General features: G+C 67.7%; 15 protein-coding genes, 2 pseudogenes and 1 riboswitch. Of the genes and pseudogenes, 3 read left to right on the forward strand and 14 right to left on the reverse strand.

Annotation, left to right across the window (positions count from 1 at the left end):
• Positions 1-2: 2 nt before the first annotated feature.
• The 5 genes from cobA to cbiE are packed head-to-tail and all read right to left on the reverse strand — an operon-like array spanning position 3 to position 4363.
• A complete protein-coding gene (cobA, locus tag ACVW1C_RS05630) occupies positions 3-731 on the reverse strand; it encodes a uroporphyrinogen-III C-methyltransferase (protein ID WP_456757553.1) in 729 nt (242 codons plus the stop codon).
• Positions 728-2038, reverse strand: coding sequence for a cobyrinate a,c-diamide synthase (locus ACVW1C_RS05635; RefSeq protein ID WP_456757554.1), 1311 nt, complete (start codon positions 2036-2038; stop codon positions 728-730). Before ACVW1C_RS05635 ends, cobA begins: the two co-directional genes overlap by 4 nt.
• On the reverse strand, positions 2035-2820 hold the full coding sequence (cobM, locus tag ACVW1C_RS05640; RefSeq protein WP_456757555.1) for a precorrin-4 C(11)-methyltransferase: 786 nt from the start codon (positions 2818-2820) through the stop codon (positions 2035-2037). Before cobM ends, ACVW1C_RS05635 begins: the two co-directional genes overlap by 4 nt.
• Positions 2817-3185 carry a cobalamin biosynthesis protein gene (locus ACVW1C_RS05645; RefSeq protein ID WP_456757556.1) on the reverse strand — a complete coding sequence of 123 codons (369 nt, stop codon included), beginning with the start codon at positions 3183-3185 and terminating at the stop codon, positions 2817-2819. Before ACVW1C_RS05645 ends, cobM begins: the two co-directional genes overlap by 4 nt.
• Positions 3182-4363 (reverse strand): precorrin-6y C5,15-methyltransferase (decarboxylating) subunit CbiE, encoded by a 1182-nt coding sequence (cbiE, locus tag ACVW1C_RS05650; protein ID WP_456757557.1) that lies wholly within the window; start codon positions 4361-4363, stop codon positions 3182-3184. Before cbiE ends, ACVW1C_RS05645 begins: the two co-directional genes overlap by 4 nt.
• Between cbiE and ACVW1C_RS05655 the strand changes: the two genes are divergently transcribed.
• The gene (locus tag ACVW1C_RS05655; protein WP_456757558.1) at positions 4362-5111 is read left to right on the forward strand and encodes a cobalt-precorrin-6A reductase; all 750 of its coding nucleotides are present in this window, start codon (positions 4362-4364) and stop codon (positions 5109-5111) included. The two genes, cbiE and ACVW1C_RS05655, sit on opposite strands and share 2 nt — an antisense overlap.
• Here the strand turns inward: ACVW1C_RS05655 and cobJ are convergent.
• From cobJ to ACVW1C_RS05690, 7 genes and pseudogenes are all read right to left on the reverse strand, one after another.
• Positions 5087-5821, reverse strand: a complete 735-nt coding sequence (gene cobJ / locus ACVW1C_RS05660) for a precorrin-3B C(17)-methyltransferase (protein WP_456757559.1) — start codon at positions 5819-5821, stop codon at positions 5087-5089. The two genes, ACVW1C_RS05655 and cobJ, sit on opposite strands and share 25 nt — an antisense overlap.
• Positions 5818-6549: a precorrin-2 C(20)-methyltransferase gene (locus ACVW1C_RS05665; protein ID WP_456757560.1), complete on the reverse strand. Its 732-nt coding sequence runs from the start codon at positions 6547-6549 to the stop codon at positions 5818-5820. The genes cobJ and ACVW1C_RS05665 overlap by 4 nt, the downstream gene beginning before the upstream one ends.
• Positions 6550-6551: 2 nt before the next feature.
• Positions 6552-7182 (reverse strand): annotated as a pseudogene (locus ACVW1C_RS05670) (precorrin-8X methylmutase).
• On the reverse strand, positions 7182-8345 hold the full coding sequence (gene cobG, locus ACVW1C_RS05675) for a precorrin-3B synthase (protein ID WP_456757561.1): 1164 nt from the start codon (positions 8343-8345) through the stop codon (positions 7182-7184). Before cobG ends, ACVW1C_RS05670 begins: the two are co-directional and overlap by 1 nt.
• Positions 8342-11592: pseudogene (gene cobN, locus ACVW1C_RS05680) on the reverse strand (cobaltochelatase subunit CobN). Before cobN ends, cobG begins: the two are co-directional and overlap by 4 nt.
• Entirely contained in the window at positions 11592-12626 is a 1035-nt protein-coding gene (gene cobW, locus ACVW1C_RS05685; RefSeq protein ID WP_456757562.1) for a cobalamin biosynthesis protein CobW, read from the reverse strand. Before cobW ends, cobN begins: the two are co-directional and overlap by 1 nt.
• On the reverse strand, positions 12623-12997 hold the full coding sequence (locus tag ACVW1C_RS05690; protein ID WP_456757563.1) for a DUF1636 family protein: 375 nt from the start codon (positions 12995-12997) through the stop codon (positions 12623-12625). The genes cobW and ACVW1C_RS05690 overlap by 4 nt, the downstream gene beginning before the upstream one ends.
• 93 nt (positions 12998-13090) lie before the next feature.
• Positions 13091-13306: riboswitch (cobalamin riboswitch) on the reverse strand.
• A 36-nt stretch (positions 13307-13342) separates the two neighbouring features.
• Here ACVW1C_RS05690 and cobO point away from each other — a divergent pair.
• Entirely contained in the window at positions 13343-13996 is a 654-nt protein-coding gene (cobO, locus tag ACVW1C_RS05695) for a cob(I)yrinic acid a,c-diamide adenosyltransferase (RefSeq protein ID WP_456757564.1), read from the forward strand.
• An 11-nt stretch (positions 13997-14007) separates the two neighbouring features.
• Positions 14008-15456 carry a cobyric acid synthase gene (locus ACVW1C_RS05700; protein ID WP_456757565.1) on the forward strand — a complete coding sequence of 483 codons (1449 nt, stop codon included), beginning with the start codon at positions 14008-14010 and terminating at the stop codon, positions 15454-15456.
• A gap of 4 nt (positions 15457-15460) precedes the next feature.
• Here ACVW1C_RS05700 and cobD read toward each other — a convergent pair whose 3' ends face one another.
• On the reverse strand, positions 15461-16426 hold the full coding sequence (gene cobD / locus ACVW1C_RS05705; protein WP_456757566.1) for a threonine-phosphate decarboxylase CobD: 966 nt from the start codon (positions 16424-16426) through the stop codon (positions 15461-15463).
• Between the two features lie 11 nt (positions 16427-16437).
• Positions 16438-17379 carry an adenosylcobinamide-phosphate synthase CbiB gene (cbiB, locus tag ACVW1C_RS05710; protein WP_456757567.1) on the reverse strand — a complete coding sequence of 314 codons (942 nt, stop codon included), beginning with the start codon at positions 17377-17379 and terminating at the stop codon, positions 16438-16440.
• Positions 17380-17506 lie beyond the last annotated feature (127 nt).

The raw sequence follows: 17506 nt of genomic DNA on the forward strand, positions 1-17506 counted from the left end.
TATCAACCTTGCTCCGGCGCCAGCGCGCCGAACAGGATAACGGCAGCCGCGGTGGCAGCGCCTGCATGCGTGAGCCGTTCGGCAAGCTCTGCGATCGTGGTGCGAACGAGCCGCTCGTCGGCATGGCCGAGCGACTCCGCCAACAGTGCAGGCGTCTCGGGAGCGAGGCCATGCGCGATCAGCCTTGCCGCCAGGGCCGGAAAGGTGCGCCGGCCCATATAGACGACGGTGGTGGCTTCCGGATCGGCCAGCGCCGCCCAATTCAAATCCGCGGGCAATTCGCCCGTGACATCGGCACCGGTCACGAACTGGACGCGGCGCGAGGTCAGCCGCCGCGTCAGCGGAATGCCGGCCCGCGCCGTGGCCACCGAGGCCGAGGTCACGCCGGGAATGATCTCGTAGCCGATGCCGGCCGCGCGCAACGCCTCGATCTCCTCCTCAAGCCGTCCAAAGATGCCGGCATCGCCGGACTTCAGCCGCACCACCCGCACGCCGGTCGCCGCATAGTCGACCAGCAGCCGGCTGACATGATGCTGCCGGGCCGAGAGCCGGCCGGCGCGCTTGCCGACCGCGACGAGGTTGGCGCCGGGGCGTGCGAGATCGAGGATCGCGCCGGAGGCGAGGTCATCATAGAGCACCACGTCGGCCTCGCGCAGCCGGGCGGCTCCCTTCATGGTCAGGAGCTCGGGATCGCCTGGGCCGGCCGACACGAAGGAAACGAATCCGCTCACCGGTCCTCCACAATCAAATGGAAGAATGTACCGGTTGCATTGCCGCGCCGCGACCCCGTCTCCGCAACAATCGCGCCGGTCGCATCACGCACCACCGCGAGCGGCGTATCCGGCTGCGCGATGATCGTCGAATAGTGAAATTCGTGGCCGCGCAGGCGTGCGCCGGGACCGTGCCCGGGCATCGCAGCGGCAAGCTCGGCGAGCCGGTAGCCCAGATGCATGCGCCGCTTGGCATAGCTGGTCTCAAGGCCGAGCAATCCCGCCATCTCATGGCGCACGCCTTCGGCATCGGTCAACGCGGCACCCAGCACCATGTAGCCTCCGCACTCGCCATGCACCGGCTTCGTCTCCGCAAAGGCACGCAGCTGCCCAAGAAACCGCTTGTTGGCGGCAAGCCGGGCGGCATGCAGTTCAGGATAACCGCCGGGCAGCCAGCACGCATCGGCGTCCGCGTCGGGAGCTTCGTCGGCAAGCGGCGAGAACGTCACGATCTCGGCGCCGGCCGCGCGCCAGGCTTCCAGCATATGCGGGTAGACAAAGGAGAACGCGGCGTCGCGCGCAAGCGCAATGCGCTGGCCTGGCGGCGTGATGTCGAGGCTCCGCACGGCCGATTGCGGCGACCAGGCGCGCGCCGATTTCAGCACGGCGTCGAGATCGACATGCTCGGCGACGAAACGCGCGGCCTCATCGATCAGACCGTCGATCTCGGCCTGCTCTTCGGCCTGCACCAGGCCGAGATGCCGCTTCGGCAAGGCAATCTCGGCGTGTCGGGGCAGCGCACCCAACACCGGAATGCCCGCGCCCGCCATGGCGGCGCGCACCAGCGCTTCGTGCCGCGGACTGGCGACGCGGTTCAGCACGACACCCGCAAGCCGCACGCCGGCGCGAAAATCGCGCAATCCCGCTGCGACTGCCGCTGCGGTCTGTGCCTGGCCGGAGGGGTCGATCACCAGCAGCACCGGCCATCCCATCATCTCGGCAATATCGGCAGTGGCGCCGGTACCCGAAACGCCGTGCATCGCCACGCCGTCAAACAATCCCATCGAGCCTTCGGCCAGCACGAGATCGGCGTCCGCGCCGCGGCTTGCCAGACGCGCGATCGCCTCGCGCGACATCGCCCAGCTGTCGATGTTGACGGATGCGCGTCCGGTCGCGACCGCGTGAAAAGCCGGATCGATATAGTCCGGCCCGCTCTTGAGGCATTGCACCCTCACGCTGCGATTGCGATAGGCGCGCGCCAGCGCCAGGGTCAGCGTCGTCTTGCCGACGCCGGATGCCGGTGCCGAGATCACGAGCCCGGCGGTCATCGCGATGATTCCGGAAAGCGTGGCTCCGGCCCCATCGGCCGGTAGCGGCGGTCATAGTCGGCCGCATAGAGGCGGCTCTCGGCGAACTCGCCGGCGCCGAGCGTCTTGCCGACCAGGATGAGCGCGGTGCGTTCGAGTTCCGGGCCGACCGCGGCATCGAGGGTCGCAAGCGTGGCGCGCACGATGCGCTGCTCCGGCCAGCTCGCGCGCCAGACGATCGCCACCGGACAATCCGCGCCATAGTGCGGCGTCAGCTCGGCTATGACGTTGTCCAGCAGATGGATCGACAGATGGATCGCAAGCACCGCACCGGTCGCGGCAAAGGCCGCGAGCGTCTCGCCGTCAGGCATCGCGCTCGCCCTGCCCGGCGTGCGCGTCAGCACCACCGATTGCGCGAGGCCCGGCAGCGTCAGTTCGGCCTCCAGTGCCGCAGCGGCCGCCGAGAACGCCGGCACGCCGGGCGTGACCGAATAGGGAATCTGCAACGCGCGCAACCGGCGCAGCTGCTCCCCCATCGCCGACCAGATCGAGAGATCACCCGAATGCAGCCGCGCCACGTCCTTGCCCTCGGCATGCGCCGCGGCGATCTCGGCGATGATCTCGTCGAGCGAGAGCGGCGCCGTATTGACGATGCGCGCATCCTTCGGGCAATGCGCCAGCACGCCCTCGGGGACCAACGATCCGGCGTAAAGACAAACCGGGCAAGCGGCGATGAGATCGCGGCCCCGCAGGGTCAAGAGATCGGCGGCGCCCGGCCCCGCGCCGATGAAATGCACCGTCATTCGCCGTCTCCTTCTGCGATCGCCGCAGTGGCCGTCCGATCCTGCGACACGGCCCTGACCGAAATCAGGCGCGCGCCGCGCCCGGCGGCTGCGACCGCGGCTGCTTCGGCCACCGAACCCGTCCCGAACCTGGCCCTGATGAATTCGGACTGTGTCGCGGTTTGCACCTCAGCCAGTACTTCGGCGGGAATGCCCCGGATCGGCAACCCCAGTCCCTGTGCCAGTGCTCGCAATGCCATCGCACCGGCCTTGTCACTCACCGTCGCAACCGCCGCAAGGCCTTCTGGCCCGCCGGCCGCGTCGAGCGCTTCGCGCAACGACGCGACACTGGCATTGCTCCTGAACCCCAAGCCCGCGACCTTCATCGGACCGCGCTCCATTGCACGATCGGCCGCGCGGCTTTCCAGGAGCGATAGCGGCCTAACGGCTCAGCCTGCGCGATCTCGATCCGCACCAGTTCGCCGCCAAGGCGCTGATGCAGATCGGAAAGCAGCGCCTCGGTTTCCAGGGTCACCGCATGCGCAACCAGTCGCGTTCCCGATGAAATGCGCGACCAGATCGCATCGAACATATCAGCATCGAGGCCACCACCGACGAACACCGCATCGGGCACCTCAAGGCTCGACAAAGCACCGGGGGCCTTGCCCTCGATGACGGTGACCCGATGCGTCAAGCCGAAGCTCGCCGCATTGCTGCGGATGTTGGCGGCGCGTTCGCCGCGGGCCTCGACGGCGATCGCCGTCCCGCCGCAAAGCGCCCATTCGACCGAGATCGAACCCGAGCCCGCGCCGATATCCCACAGCCGCTCACCCGGCCGCGGCGAAAGCGCCGACAGCGCAAGCGCGCGGACCGGCCGCTTGGTCAGTTGCCCGTCATGCACGAACAGTGCGTCGGGCAGACCCGAGCTGCGCGCGATCCCCTGCGCTCCCGCGGCCTCCAGCGCAACAGCGACGAGACCGTCGCTTGAATCGCCGGCATAGCTGTCAGCGCGATGCTGCGCGATGGACTCACGCGGTCCGCCAAGCGCCGAAAGCGTCCACACCGCCGACACCCCCCAGCCATGGTCCGTGAGCCAGCGCGCGAGATCGGAAGCCGCGCTGCCGTCGCGCACCAGGCAAATGATCCGTGCACCGCGCGCCAGATGCGGTAACAGCCGTTCGAAGGGTGCGGCATGAAGACCGAGACAGACGACATTCTCGAGCCGCCAGCCCAAACGTGCCGCCGCCAGCGAGAACGTCGACGGCGCGGAATGGGCGACCCACTCGCCTAGCTGCAATTTCCCGACGAGGCTTCCGCCGACGCCATGCCAGAACGGATCACCCGAGGCAAGCACGACCGTCGGGCGACCGCGGCATTCGAGCACGATCTCCGCGTCGAACTGCACCGGCCAAACGCGGCCGCGCTCGGCGATTCCGGCCAGCGCCAGATGCCTTTCGCCGCCGAACACCGTTTCGGCTTCACCAAGCGCCTTTCGGCTTGCGTCGGAGAGGCCGGCAAGGCCATCTTCGCCGATGCCGATGATGGTCAACCAGGGACTACCCATGATGCGCGCCCTGATCCTGGGCGGAACGGCCGACGCCAATTTGCTTGCCGCTGCGATCGCCCGCGCGGGGATCGACGCGGTCTATTCCTATGGCGGGCGCACCGCCGCTCCCGCGGAACAACCTCTGCCGACCCGGATCGGCGGCTTCGGCGGCGTCAGCGGTCTCGCCGACTATCTGCGTCGCGAAGGCATCACGCATGTGATCGACGCGACGCATCCCTTCGCGGCCGAGATGAGCCGCAACGCGATCGCCGCCTGCGCGCAAACCGCAACGCCGCTGCTCGCGCTCGAACGTGCCCCCTGGGCCAAGACCTCCGGCGACCGCTGGATCGAGGTCGCGGACGTCGTCTCGGCGGTCGCGGCGTTGCCGGACAGCCGCGCCAACGTGTTCCTCGCGATCGGCCGCCAGCACATCGCGCCGTTCGGTAGCCGGCCGCAGCATGCCTATACGTTGCGTTTCGTCGATCCGCCGGAGGAGACGCTGCCGTTGCCCGGTGCCGACGTCATCGTCTCGCGCGGCCCATTCACACTCGAGAGCGAGCACGCGCTGATGCGTGCGCGCTCCATCGCGTGGATCGTCGCTCGCAATTCCGGCGGAGGTGGCGCGCGCGCCAAGATCGACGCCGCCCGCGCGCTTGGCCTGCCCGTCATCATGATCACGCGGCCGCTGCTGCCGGAGAGGCCGCGGGTCGAAAGCGTGAGCGAGGTGATGGAATGGCTCGGTCATCGAACCTGCCTCGGCGCATAGACCCAGCGGCCGACCCGCCGCGTTGTCGAATTGCCGACGATCACAAGCGTCCGCATGTCGGCCATCTCGGGCCTCGCGTCGCGCAATTCGACCGCCTCGATCCGCTGCTCGGGTGTGCTGACAGCGCGCGCGAAAATCACAATGCGCTCGCCGCAGCCCGCCTCTTTCAAAATCTCGAGCGTCCGCGCAAAGCCATCAGGGCGGCTGGCCGAGCGCGGATTGTACATCGCGATCGCGAAATCGGCTTCGGCCGCGAACCGCAGGCGCTGCTCGATCAGCGGCCAGGGCTTCAGATTGTCGGACAGATTGATCGCGCAAAAATCATGACCGAGCGGCGCGCCGGCACTGGCGGCAGCCGCCAGCATCGCCGTTACGCCGGGCAGAACGCGGATCGGCAGGTCGTGCCATTGCGGCGCGTCCTCGAGCGCTTCGAACACGGCGGATGCCATCGCGAAGACCCCGGGGTCACCCGAGGACACCACGACGACTTGCCGCCCTTCGGCCGCAAGCCGCAGCGCCTCAGCGGCGCGCTGCAACTCAACGCGGTTGTCGGATGGATGCAGCGTGAGCCCTTCGCGCGGCGGCACGCGCGTCACGTACGGCGCATAGCCGACGATGTCGGTCGCCATTGCCAGCGCAGCGGAGACCTCCGGCGTGATCAGCGCTTCGTCGCCCGGCCCCAGGCCCGCGATGGTCAGCGTGCCGGTCATTGCGCCACCTCCCTGCGCCGCCCCAGCCCGTGCACCAGCACGATCGCAAAATACGGACAGTCGGCCTCGGCGATATCGGCGAGCCGGGCGACGCGCTGATCGGGCATGGTGCCGCGTTCGACGAGCCACGCGTCGTCGAGACGGCCCGCGGACGCGAGCGCGCGGCGGATCTTCGGAAGATTGCGGCCGGTCTTCATCACGATGAGCGCGTCGGAGCTCTGCATCCGCTGTGCAAGTTCCGCCTCCGGCAGCGTGCCCATCAGCACGGTGGTCACATCGTCGGCGAGCGCGATCGGCTGGCCGACCGCATTCCAGCAGCCGACCATGCCGGGAATGCCGGCGATCATCTCGACCTCGACCCGCCCCCGCAGGCGCGCATGCAGGTGCATGAACGAGCCGTAGAAATAAGGATCGCCCTCGCAGAGCACGACGACGTCGATCGCGCGCGCAAGCCGCGCCAGGCGCTCGGCCCATTCGTCATAGAAGCCCGCGAGCAGCCGCGCGTATTCGGGACTGTCAAAACCGATCTCCGTGGTGACCGGATATTCCATCGGATATTCGCTGACGTCGGCGGCGAGCATGCCGTCGACGATGCGCCGCGCCTGCCCGAGCTGTCCCTTCTTGCGAAAATAGGCGACATGCTTTGCGGTCCGCACCATGCGGTCGGCGCGCACGCTCATCAAATCCGGATCGCCTGGGCCGAGGCCGCAGCAAATGATGCGTCCCATCGCTATTCGCTCCGGCTCGCCAGCGCATTGACGGCGGCGACCGTGATCGCCGAACCACCGAGACGTCCCTCAACCGTCAGCGCCGGCACCGGCGGCGCAGCCATCAATGCCGCCTTGGATTCGGCGGCACCGACGAAGCCGACCGGACAGCCGATGATCGCCGCCGGCCGTGGACAGTCGGCATCCTCCAGCATTGTTGAGCAGGTGGAACAGCGCCGTCGGCGCGTTGCCGATCGCGACGATGGCGCCGGCCAGATGCGGCCGCCACAGTTCGAGCGCCGCCGCGGAGCGCGTATTGCGCATCGACTGCACGAGTGCAGGAATCTGGGGATCACCGAGCGTGCAGATCACGGCGTTGCCGGCCGGCAGCCGTGCGCGCGTGATGCCCTCCGACACCATCCGCGCATCGCAAAGAATCGGCGCGCCGTTCTGCAAGGCTGCTCGTGCACTCGCGGCCATGCCGGGCGTGAAGCGGACATGCGCTTCCAGGCCCACCATGCCCGCCGCGTGGATCATGCGCACGACCACCGGTTCCTCGTCGGGCGTGAAACGGGCAAGGTCGGCCTCCGACCGGATCGTCGCAAAGGACTGGCGATAGATCGCCGCACCATCGGTCTCATAGACGTGCGGCATCAATGGCCTCCCATCAGCACGGAGGTATTTGCGACGAGGTCCGAACGGGTGAGCCCTCGCAGGACCGGCGCATCCCGCGTCGTGCCGCAACGGATGAGGTCAAAGCCCTCGCTTGACGCAACCAGGGTGACGTCGGCCGAACCGGAATGGGCACAGCCCTTGGCGCAGCCGGACACGTGAAGCCGGGCATCCGCCGGGACAAAGGATGCAAGCGCCGATGCCAATGCACGCGTGTCGGCATGCGCCTCACGACAACGCGGTGCGCCGCTGCAAGCGATCACGCGAAGCGCCGGATCATCGAGATCGGTGACCAGGTCCGCGCCGCAGGGCATCTCATGCATCCCCTCCGCCAGCACCATCCGCCACGGCGTCATGCGGAGAGCCAGCGCGGATCCGGCAAGATGGCTGAGCGTCTGGTGCGGCATCTGCCCGAAGGCCAGGCCAACCAGCGCGCCAGTCGGATAGAGGCCGGGCACGGGCTCTGCTGATCGCGGCGCCGGCTCGGCATCACCGCGAAGGCAGTCGGGCAAGCTCGCGCCGCCCGCAAGGTGGGCTGCCATCCGCCGCTTCTCACCCCTGGCTCCGCCGGAGGCGACAAACCATTCGGCCAGCGCCAGCGCGACTTGCATGGCCTCGCGCCGCGTGACGGAAAGCCCGAGTTGCGCGCCATCGGCACGCACCAGCAGTCCGCCGTTGCGATCGCGCTCGATCCTGATATCCGCAGACGCGCCGGCCAGCACCCGCTCGCTGCCATCATCGATTGCGAAGCCGAACTTGGTCGGAAGACCGAGCGACCCGCTGGCGAGCGCTCGCTCAAGCTCGGCCGCGAGCAAAGGCGTGTCGTCATCGGCGGTCCAGAACGGCGTCACCAGAACGTTGCGCTGCGCCTCGGTATCCGAATCCGTGTCCAGCAACCCGAGCTCGGCGAGCCCATCGATCAAGGCGGGATAGCCCTCATCGCCGACGCCGCGGATCTGGAGATTGGCGCGGCTGGTCAGATCGATCAGGCCGTTGCCGTATCGCGCAGCGAGCTCAGCAATTCCCGCCACCTGCGCCGCGTCCAGCCGCCCGCCGCGCGGACGGATGCGCACCACGAGGCCATCGCCTGATAGCATCGGCCGCAGCGCGCCCGGACACCAGCCCTTGATCGCGACCGCGCTCATGAGGCCTCCTGCAGCGCCGCCGCGATCGAATTGCGCCGCGTCTGCCAGAGCGACGCCTCGTGCAGCCGGGTGAGGCAGGTTTCGATCGCGGCTAGCGCAGCCGGATTCTCGCGCGCCATGAAGCCGCGGACGTCGTCATTGCCGAGCGTCGCGTCGTAATAGAGGTCGAACAGATGCGGCGGCACTACGCCGGCGAGATGCGCGAACGCCGCCATGTGCTCCAGGGTCGCCGAGATTTCGGCGGCGCCGCGGAAGCCGTGGCGCATCATGCCGGCGATCCACGCGGGATTGGCGGCGCGCGCCCGCACCACAAGCGAGATCTCCTCGGTCAACGACCGCGCATGCGGCTGATCTGGCCGCGTCGCATCGAGGTGATAGAGCGACGGGACTTTTGCACCGAGCCGCCGCGCCGCGGCAGCGATGCCGGCCTCATGCGCGGCATAGTCCGCCGCCAGCAACAAGTCGGTCTCCGGCAAGTCCTGGGTGTGGACGAAGCTGTCGGCAGAGGCGAGCCGTGCCTCGATGCCCGCGCGGTGAGGCCTGATCTCGCCATCGGATGCAATGGCCCAGGACGATGCCGACAGCCAGGCTTCGCCGGCCGCGTCGCGCGCCTCCTCCGTGAAGACGTCCGGGACGGACGCGATGCCGGCGCCATAATGTCCGGGACGAGGCCCGAACACGCGCGAGAGACGCTGCCGGTAAGGATTCTCGTCGCTCTCCTCGCTGCGTTCGGACAACGCCTCGGTCGCAGCTTCGAACAACTGCGCAAGCCCCGAGAAGACGTCGCGGAACAGCCCCGACACGCGCAGCGTCACGTCGATGCGCGGACGGCCGAGCTCTGCCGGCGCGATGATGTCGTAGCCCGACACCCGGCCCGACCCATGATCCCAGCGCGGCGCGAGATCCCGGCGAGATGCAGCGCCATCGCAAAGTCCTCGCCGGCGGTGCGCATCGTCGACGATCCCCAGAGATCGACGACCAATCCTTTCGGCCAATCGCCGTGATCCTGCAAATGTCGGCGCAGCAGCTCTTCGGCGAGCTTCACGCCCTGCGCATGCGCCGACGGCGTCGGCACCGCGCGCGGATCGACCGCAAACAGATTGCGTCCGGTCGGCAGCACGTCACTCCGTCCGCGATAGGGCGAGCCCGACGGACCCGGCGCAACCCGCCGGCCGGCCAGCGCATCACGCAGCGCCGCCCTCTCCGCCTCGCCGCAAGCACCTTGCCCGAACACATGCAGGCCGTCGCCGAACTGGCTTTCCTTGAGATCGCACACGAAACGATCAATCTGCGGAATGGCCTCGGCCGCGGAGACTGACGCCGCGAGACCGAGATCGTCCTCCAGCCCGGCGATGCGCGCTTCCTCGCGAATCGCGGCAATCAGGCGCTGCCGCCGCGCCGGATCGAGGCCGTCCGCAGTCGAATATTCATCGAGCAAACGCTCGAGACTGCGCAAGGCCTCCGGCACCGCCGCCTGCGCCAGCGGCGGCGGCAGGTGGCCGATCGTCACGGCACCGATCCGGCGCTTGGCTTGCGCGGCCTCGCCGGGGTCGTTGACGATGAAGGGATAGACAACCGGCAGATCGCCGATCAGCGCTTCCGGCCAGCATGCGGATGACAGCGCAACCGACTTGCCGGGCAGCCATTCCAGCGTTCCATGCGCGCCCATATGGACGACGGCATCGATGCCCTGCTGCCTGAGCCACAGATAGAACGCGACATAGGCATGGCGCGGCGTGCGCGAGAGATCGTGATAGTCGGCATCGCGCTGGCCGACCTCACCGCGTTCCGGCTGAACCGCGATGATCGACTTGCCGCTCGGGATCGCCGCGAAATGAAACGCGCCGTCGCGGCAATCGGGATCATCCTCCGGCGCGCCCCATGCGCGTGAAAGATCGTCCTGGAGCTGCTGCGGAAGGCTGGACATCGCCGCGCGATATTCGGCCACGCCCCACGTCAACGTCCGGCGCAAAAGAACATTGCCCACGGACCCCACTGGCGTGAGATCAAAGCCTGCGGCCGCAAGATCGGTCAGCAACACCTCCAGCGAGGCAAGCGCATCAAGACCAACGGCATGCGCGATCTGATGCGGACGACCGGGATAGTTCGAGAGTACGAGCGCGAGCTGCTTCTCCTGCGGCGGCTTGCCGGCAAGCCGATGCCAGGCTGCCACGCGGGCAGCGACCGCTGCGACGCGCTCGGCATCCGGCCGATGCGCAAGATGCGCGAACTGCAGATCGGGATCGCGCTCACCGGGCGATTTGAAGCTCACGACACCTGTGAACAGGCGGCCGTCGACCTCCGGCAACACCACATGCATCGCGAGATCGCTGGGCGACAGGCCGCGCAGCGACAAGGCCCAATCCTCACGCTGCGCCGTCGACAGAGCGACCTGGAACACCGGGCACGATGCGGCATCGAACGGCGTCGTACCGTCGTCACCCGCCGCGGAGAACGCGGTCACGTTGACGATGGCGGCCGGGCTGCATTGCGCGAACTGAGCGCGCAGCCAATCGGCGGCGCCCGCCGCCTTCAACGAGGTGACGAACACGCCGTGGGCATCGAATCCCTTCGCGCGCAAGGCATCGATCAATGCATCGACCGGTGCCGTATCGCCGGCCGCCAGATAGGAGCGATAGAAAGTCACCAGCACAAGCGGCCGGCCATCCGATGCCGGCAGCGCCGCAACGGCACCGCGCCGCGAATCGTAGACGCCGATCTCGGGAAGATCGATCTCGCCGACGACCGGCCCGGCATAAAGGCCAGACGCCAGCGCCAGTTGCGCGATCACGGCCTGTGCGGCAACCGGGCCGCCCTTGTCGCACAGCACCTTGAGCCGCCGGAGCGTCGAGACCGGCAGCGTTGAAAATTCATCCAGCCGCAAATCGTCGCGGCCATCCGCCGGCAGCACCACCAGGGCGATGCCATGTTCCTTCGCCAGACGATGCACCGCGGCCAGCCCGTACGACCAATAGGGCTCGCCGCCGATCAGCCGCACCAGGATGCCGCGCGCCTGCGACAGCGTTCGCTCGATATAGGTATCGACCGACAGCGGGTGGCGCAGCTCCGCGAGATTGGCGAGCCGCAGCGACGGCAGCGCGGCGCGGCCCCGCCGCCAGCCGGCCGCGAACGCGGCGAGATCGCTGTCGGAAAACGACAACACCACGAGATCGGCCGGATCCTGGCCGAGGTCCCTTGGCGTCGCGGTCTCCTCAAGGCCGCGGCTCTCGCGGAAGACGACGTGCATCAGACACCTAGTCGCGCCCGGATCGCGGCTTCATCGATGTCGCCGTGTTCGCCGATCACGACGAGCTTCGACTGCCGCGCCCGCGCGCCCCAGGGCATGTCGAACTGATGCCTCACCCGCTCGCCGACCGATTGCACGAGCAACCGCATCGGCTTGCCTTCGACCGCGATATAGCCCTTGGCGCGCAGCACGTTCTGCTCGCGTGCCAGCCCCTTGATCGAGGCGACGAGCGCATCGACATCGGCGATCTCCGGAAGATCGATCACCACGGAATTGAAGTCGTTGTGCTCGTGGTCGTCCTCGCCGTCATGGTGGGACGGCCGGGACGCGAGGTCGTCCTCTGCCGCGGCTTCAAGACCGAGGATCACGCGGGCGTCGATGGCGCCGTCGACGATGGGCAACATCGGCACCTCGCGCGGCATCTCGGCCGCGATCACTGCCTTGGCCGCCTTGATGCCCTCGGCTCCGGCGAGATCGGCCTTGGTCAGCAGCACGATATCGGCACAGGCGATCTGGTCCTCGAACACTTCGGACAGCGGCGTCTCGTGATCGAGATTGTCGTCGGCCGCGCGCTGCGCATCCACCGCGGCGGGATCAGGCGCAAAGCGGCCGGCGGCAACGGCCTCCGCATCGGCCAGCGCGATCACGCCGTCGACCGTGATCCGCGAGCGGATCTCCGGCCAGTCGAACGCCTTCAGCAACGGCTTCGGCAGCGCGAGACCCGACGTCTCGATCACAATGTGATCGGGCCTCACAGGGCGCGCGAGCAACTGCTCCATGGCCGGGATGAAATCGTCGGCGACGGTGCAGCAGATGCAGCCATTGGCGAGCTCGACGATGTTCTCGGTCGGGCAATTGGCGTCGGCGCAGGACTTCAGGATCTCGCCGTCGACGCCTTCGCTGCCGAATTCGTTCACCAGCACCGCGAGCTTCTTGCCGTTGGCATTCCGGATCAGATGCTGAATCAACGTCGTCTTGCCGGACCCGAGAAAGCCGGTCACGACGGTGACCGGAACCTTGGCGAGCGTCATCATTCTGCGGCCTCCGGCACGACGGCGATGGGCGGAATGCGGGCAAGCGATTGCTTGCGAAAGATTTCCGGGCGGCTGCGCCACGGCACGATGCCGTCGGGCGCCGCGGCATAGGCGGAGGCGCCGGCGATCACATCCCCGGCATTGTCAGCGGACAGGCGGCCGTAGACATAGGACCATCGCCCCGGCGCGCTGAGTGCGACCGAGCAGCCCTGGCTGCAAGCCGACAGGCATTCGACCGGAACCAGATTGACGTCATCGGGCACGCCGGCCTCAACAAGCGCGGCATGCAGGCGCGCACCGGGCGCGAGGTCGCCTTCGGCCAGCGTCTGGCCGGCGCGACAGGTGATACAGACATGAAGTGTAACGCTCATCGCCCTTCCTGGATTGACTGCGGGAAGCGATGAGGCACACGAACCTGACGTGAGCAGGTTCGTTCCCCGTCGCGGAACACCCCGTCCGCCGGTCTCAAACACACTGCGTCGGCAGGTCTCCCGGCTTGCGGAGTAGGATTTCTCCCGTGATGCCCACCTTCCCGACTCCATCAGGGAATCAGTGGCTTGGGCATCTCTCCGGTCACGGTCGCGGGGGCGGCTGCGCTTCGGGCAAACCTTGCGGTCCAAGCCCTATCGCATTCCCTCTTCGCCTGTCGTAGGACAGGAACCAACGCATGGCCACCATTCGTCCTGGCCTCGCACTTGTCAAGCCGAAGGAACGTGATGATTTCTGATGGAAACGACGCTGACGATGGCGACGTCGGCACCGACCCTTCGCTGGATGCACGCCATGCGGCCAAAATGGCGAAAAAGAAGGTCGCCCGCGACAAGATCATGGCGACCAAGAGCGGTGAAAAGGGCCTGATCATCGTTCATACCGGCGCCGGCAAAGGAAAATCCTCCTCCGCCTTCGGCATGATCGTGCGCTGCGTGGCGCACGGCTTTCCCTGCGCCGTGGTGCAATTCATCAAGGGCGCCTGGGATACCGGCGAGCGCCGGCTGCTCACCAGGCATTTCGGCGATCTCTGTCAATTCCATGCGATGGGCGAAGGCTTTACCTGGGAGACGCAGGACCGCGCCCGCGACATCGCGGCGGCGCAGGCCGGCTGGGAAAAAGCCAAGCAGCTGATCGCGGATCCGAGCCTGCGGATGGTGGTGCTCGACGAGATCAACATCGCGCTTCGGTATGACTATCTGGCGATCGCCGATGTCGTCGAGTTCCTGACCACGTCGAAGCCGCCGATGACGCATGTCGTGCTCACCGGACGCAACGCCAAGGAGGAGCTGATCGAGATTGCCGACCTCGTCACCGAGATGACATTGGTGAAACATCCGTTCCGCTCCGGCATCAAGGCCCAGCCGGGCGTCGAGTTCTGACTGTCAGCACCATGGCGCGCGCATTGATGATCCAGGGAGCCGGCTCGGACGTGGGCAAGTCGCTCATCGTCGCCGGCCTCGCGCGTTCCGCGAGACGACGCGGCCTGCGCGTGCTGCCCTTCAAGCCGCAGAATATGTCCAACAACGCCGCCGTGACCGTCGACGGCGGCGAGATCGGGCGCGCGCAGGCGCTGCAAGCGCTTGCCGCCGGCGTCGAGCCGCACACCGACATGAACCCGGTGCTGCTGAAGCCCGAGACCGACCTCGGCGCCCAGGTCATCGTGCACGGCAAACGGATCGCGACCGCACGCGCGCGCGAATATGCCGCCATGAAGCCGTCGCTGATGGGCGCGGTGCTGGAGAGCTTTGGGCGCCTGAAACAGCGCGCCGACCTCGTGCTGGTCGAAGGCGCCGGCAGCCCCGCCGAGGTCAATCTGCGCAAGTCCGATATCGCCAACATGGGCTTTGCGCGCAAAGCTGGCGTGCCCGTGGTCTTGGTCGGCGACATCGACCGCGGCGGCGTGATCGCGCAGCTCGTCGGCATCCAGGCGGTGATCGATCCCGATGATGCCGCGATGATCCAGGGCTTTGTCATCAACAAATTCCGCGGCGATCCGACGTTGTTCGACGACGGCTACCGGCTGATCGAAGCCCGCACCGGCTGGCGCGCCTTCGGCGTGCTGCCCTGGTTCGTTCGCGCCGGCGAGCTTCCGGCCGAAGACGCACTCGGGCTTGGCGAGGCGCGCAAGCCCGGTCAGTGCAAGATCGCGTTTCTGGCGCTGTCGCGGATCGCCAATTTCGACGACCTCGATCCGCTAAAGCTCGAACCCGGCGTCGATCTCGTGATGGTGCGGCCGGGCGAAGCCATTCCGGGCGACGCGAAGCTCGTCATCCTGCCCGGCTCGAAATCGACCCGCGGCGACCTCGCCTTTCTGCGCGCGCAAGGCTGGGACATCGACCTGCTGGCGCATCATCGCCGCGGCGGCCATATCCTTGGGCTGTGCGGCGGATACCAGATGCTTGGGCAGAGCGTTGCCGATCCCGATGGGATCGAGGGGCTCGCCGGCGAAACGCGCGGCCTCGGGCTGCTCGATGTCACAACGACCATGACCGAACAGAAGACGCTGACGCGCGTCAGCGCTGTGCATGCTGCGACGGGTCAGCCGATCAGCGCCTACGAAATCCACATCGGACGCACCGATGGCCCGGATCGCGCGCGGCCCTTTTCAATGCTTGACGGCTCGCCGGAAGGTGCCATGTCGCGTGATGGGCGCGTTCACGGCAGCTATCTGCACGGCCTGTTCGCCTCGGACGGATTTCGCAAGGCGTTCCTTGCGCGGCTCGATATCCCTGCGACGGATCAGCCGTATGGCGCCAGGGTCGAGAGCGCGCTCGACGCACTCGCCGAGCACATCGAGGCCCATCTCGATGTCGAGGGCCTGCTCGCGCTGGCACGCTAAACCATCAACACGACAACACGGCGGCGAGACGGGACCATTCAGCCTCGCTGCCCGGCAGACCGAGGCGCAACCATCCCGGCTTTTGCTGAAAGACGCGCGACCAGATCTGGCCGCGGGCAAGCTTGTCCTGCGCGGCCAGCGCGTCGCCGGTCTCGTAGAGACGAAACAGCGGCGTGCCGCCGAGCAGCGTCCAGCCGCGCGATTGCGCCTCCGCATCGAGCCTGGCGCAATCGTCCGCGAGCCGCTCAATCGTCGCCGTTGCCCAGTCGCGATCGAGCAAGGCGCGCCGCCCGATTGCGATCGCCGCTCCTGAAACCGGCCATGGTCCCGCCATTGCTGCAAGCGCGGCGATATCCGGCGCGCTGCCGACGGCGAAACCGAGCCGCAGGCCGGCAAGTCCGTAAAACTTGCCGAATGAGCGCAGGATCAGCAGCCCCGGCTGTCCGGCCGCCCCCGCAAGCGACAGGTCGGGTACCGCATCCGCAAAACTCTCGTCAATCACGAGCCGGCCAACGCGCGGCAGCAGCGCGAGCAGTTCGTGCCGATCATGGCGTCTGCCATCGGGATTGTTCGGATTGACGATGATGCCAATGTCCGCTCCCGCAAGCGCTGCGAGATCGGACACCTCGGTCACGTCCCAACCGGCGGCCGACAACATCCCGGCATACTCGTTGTAGGTCGGCGCAAGAATCCGTGCCCGCCCGCGCGGCGGCAGATGCGGCAGCAACTGGATCGCGGCCTGCGCACCGCTCATCGCCACGATCGGCGCGTCGGTGCGGTAGGCCTGCCGCGCGGCGTTGTGCAGCGACTCGATATCGGAGCGCGACGGCAACGCGCTCCACTGCCGCGGCTCGACATCGACGTCAGGATACGGCACCCGATTGATCCCGGTCGACAGGTCGATCCAGTCTTCCGCAGCCCCGCCGAAGCGCTGCTGGGCGACATCGAGATTTCCGCCATGCTCGCGCATGCGCCGCTCCTTCACGCCAGCGCCAGGGCCACGAACGCCGCGGCCAACAGCATCATGGCGTAACGATAGAGCTTCAGCCCGGCGAGGACATCAGCGGCAGCCGGATCGCGCGCCCCCTCGTTCAGCCAGGGCTCATCCGCGATGCTGCCGTGATAGGTGCGAGGCCCGCTGAGCCGCACACCGAGTGCGCCGGCCATCGCCGCCTCCGACCAGCCCGCATTCGGCGAGCGATGGCGCCGCGCGTCGCGCAGCATGCAGGACCACGCCTGCGAGAAGCCCGGGGCAAGCAGCACGAACAGCAGTCCGGTCAGCCGCGCCGGAACGAGATTGGCGAGATCGTCGATCCGGGCAGCGGCCCAGCCGAAGGCCTCGTGCCGCTCGGTGCGATGACCGATCATGGAATCCAGCGTGTTGATTGCCTTGTAGCCGAGGATTCCCGGCAGGCCGAACAGCGCACCCCAGAACACCGGCGCCACGATGCCGTCGGAGGCATTCTCGGCAAGACTCTCGATGGTCGCGCGCGCGATGCCGGCGTCGTCGAGCGTTGCCGGATCCCGTCCGACAATCTGCGCGACCGCCGAACGCGCAGCCGCGATGTCGCCGGACGCAAGCGGATGCGCCACTGCGGCGACATGGTCGTGCAGCGAGCGCAGCGCCACCAGCGGCCACGCCAGCACACCGACCAGGACGACGTGACCCCATCCGGACGGGAGCAAAGATTGAACGGTCCAACCCAGCGCCGTCGCCAGCGCGATCACCAGGATGGCAGCCGCGACACCGGTGACGCGACGAAACGCCGGCGGATCGGAGGCCCGGTTCCAGGCGGTATCGACCAGATGGATCAGCCGGCCGAGCCAGGTCACGGGATGGCCGATGCGGGCAAACAGCCAAGCCGGCCAGCCGATCAAGGCGTCCACAGCCATCGCCACCGCCATTGCTCCCGCAAAACCCACGCACCTCTCCTCGCCGCGATCCCCCTGATGCGCGCGATCCCCCTGATGCGCAAGACGTCGGCCGAGTGCAAGCCCTCCATGGCGGATTTCGGCTTTGTCTTTTGCCGCGATTGGTGGTTAGAGCGTT

The organism is Bradyrhizobium sp. USDA 4011 (assembly GCF_054063415.1).

Excerpts from the sequence above, each read along its gene's own strand:
- cobG (WP_456757561.1), bottom strand. The coding sequence starts at position 8,345 with ATGAGCGCGGTCGCGATCAAGGGCTGGTGTCCGGGCGCGCTGCGGCCG.
- cobW (WP_456757562.1), bottom strand. The coding sequence starts at position 12,626 with ATGATGACGCTCGCCAAGGTTCCGGTCACCGTCGTGACCGGCTTTCTC.
- cbiE (WP_456757557.1), bottom strand. The coding sequence starts at position 4,363 with ATGGGTAGTCCCTGGTTGACCATCATCGGCATCGGCGAAGATGGCCTT.
- cobJ (WP_456757559.1), bottom strand. The coding sequence starts at position 5,821 with ATGACCGGCACGCTGACCATCGCGGGCCTGGGGCCGGGCGACGAAGCG.
- ACVW1C_RS05655 (WP_456757558.1), top strand. The coding sequence starts at position 4,362 with ATGATGCGCGCCCTGATCCTGGGCGGAACGGCCGACGCCAATTTGCTT.
- cobO (WP_456757564.1), top strand. The coding sequence starts at position 13,343 with ATGATTTCTGATGGAAACGACGCTGACGATGGCGACGTCGGCACCGAC.
- cobM (WP_456757555.1), bottom strand. The coding sequence starts at position 2,820 with ATGACGGTGCATTTCATCGGCGCGGGGCCGGGCGCCGCCGATCTCTTG.
- ACVW1C_RS05700 (WP_456757565.1), top strand. The coding sequence starts at position 14,008 with ATGGCGCGCGCATTGATGATCCAGGGAGCCGGCTCGGACGTGGGCAAG.
- ACVW1C_RS05635 (WP_456757554.1), bottom strand. The coding sequence starts at position 2,038 with ATGACCGCCGGGCTCGTGATCTCGGCACCGGCATCCGGCGTCGGCAAG.
- cobD (WP_456757566.1), bottom strand. The coding sequence starts at position 16,426 with ATGCGCGAGCATGGCGGAAATCTCGATGTCGCCCAGCAGCGCTTCGGC.
- ACVW1C_RS05645 (WP_456757556.1), bottom strand. The coding sequence starts at position 3,185 with ATGAAGGTCGCGGGCTTGGGGTTCAGGAGCAATGCCAGTGTCGCGTCG.
- ACVW1C_RS05665 (WP_456757560.1), bottom strand. The coding sequence starts at position 6,549 with ATGGGACGCATCATTTGCTGCGGCCTCGGCCCAGGCGATCCGGATTTG.
- ACVW1C_RS05690 (WP_456757563.1), bottom strand. The coding sequence starts at position 12,997 with ATGAGCGTTACACTTCATGTCTGTATCACCTGTCGCGCCGGCCAGACG.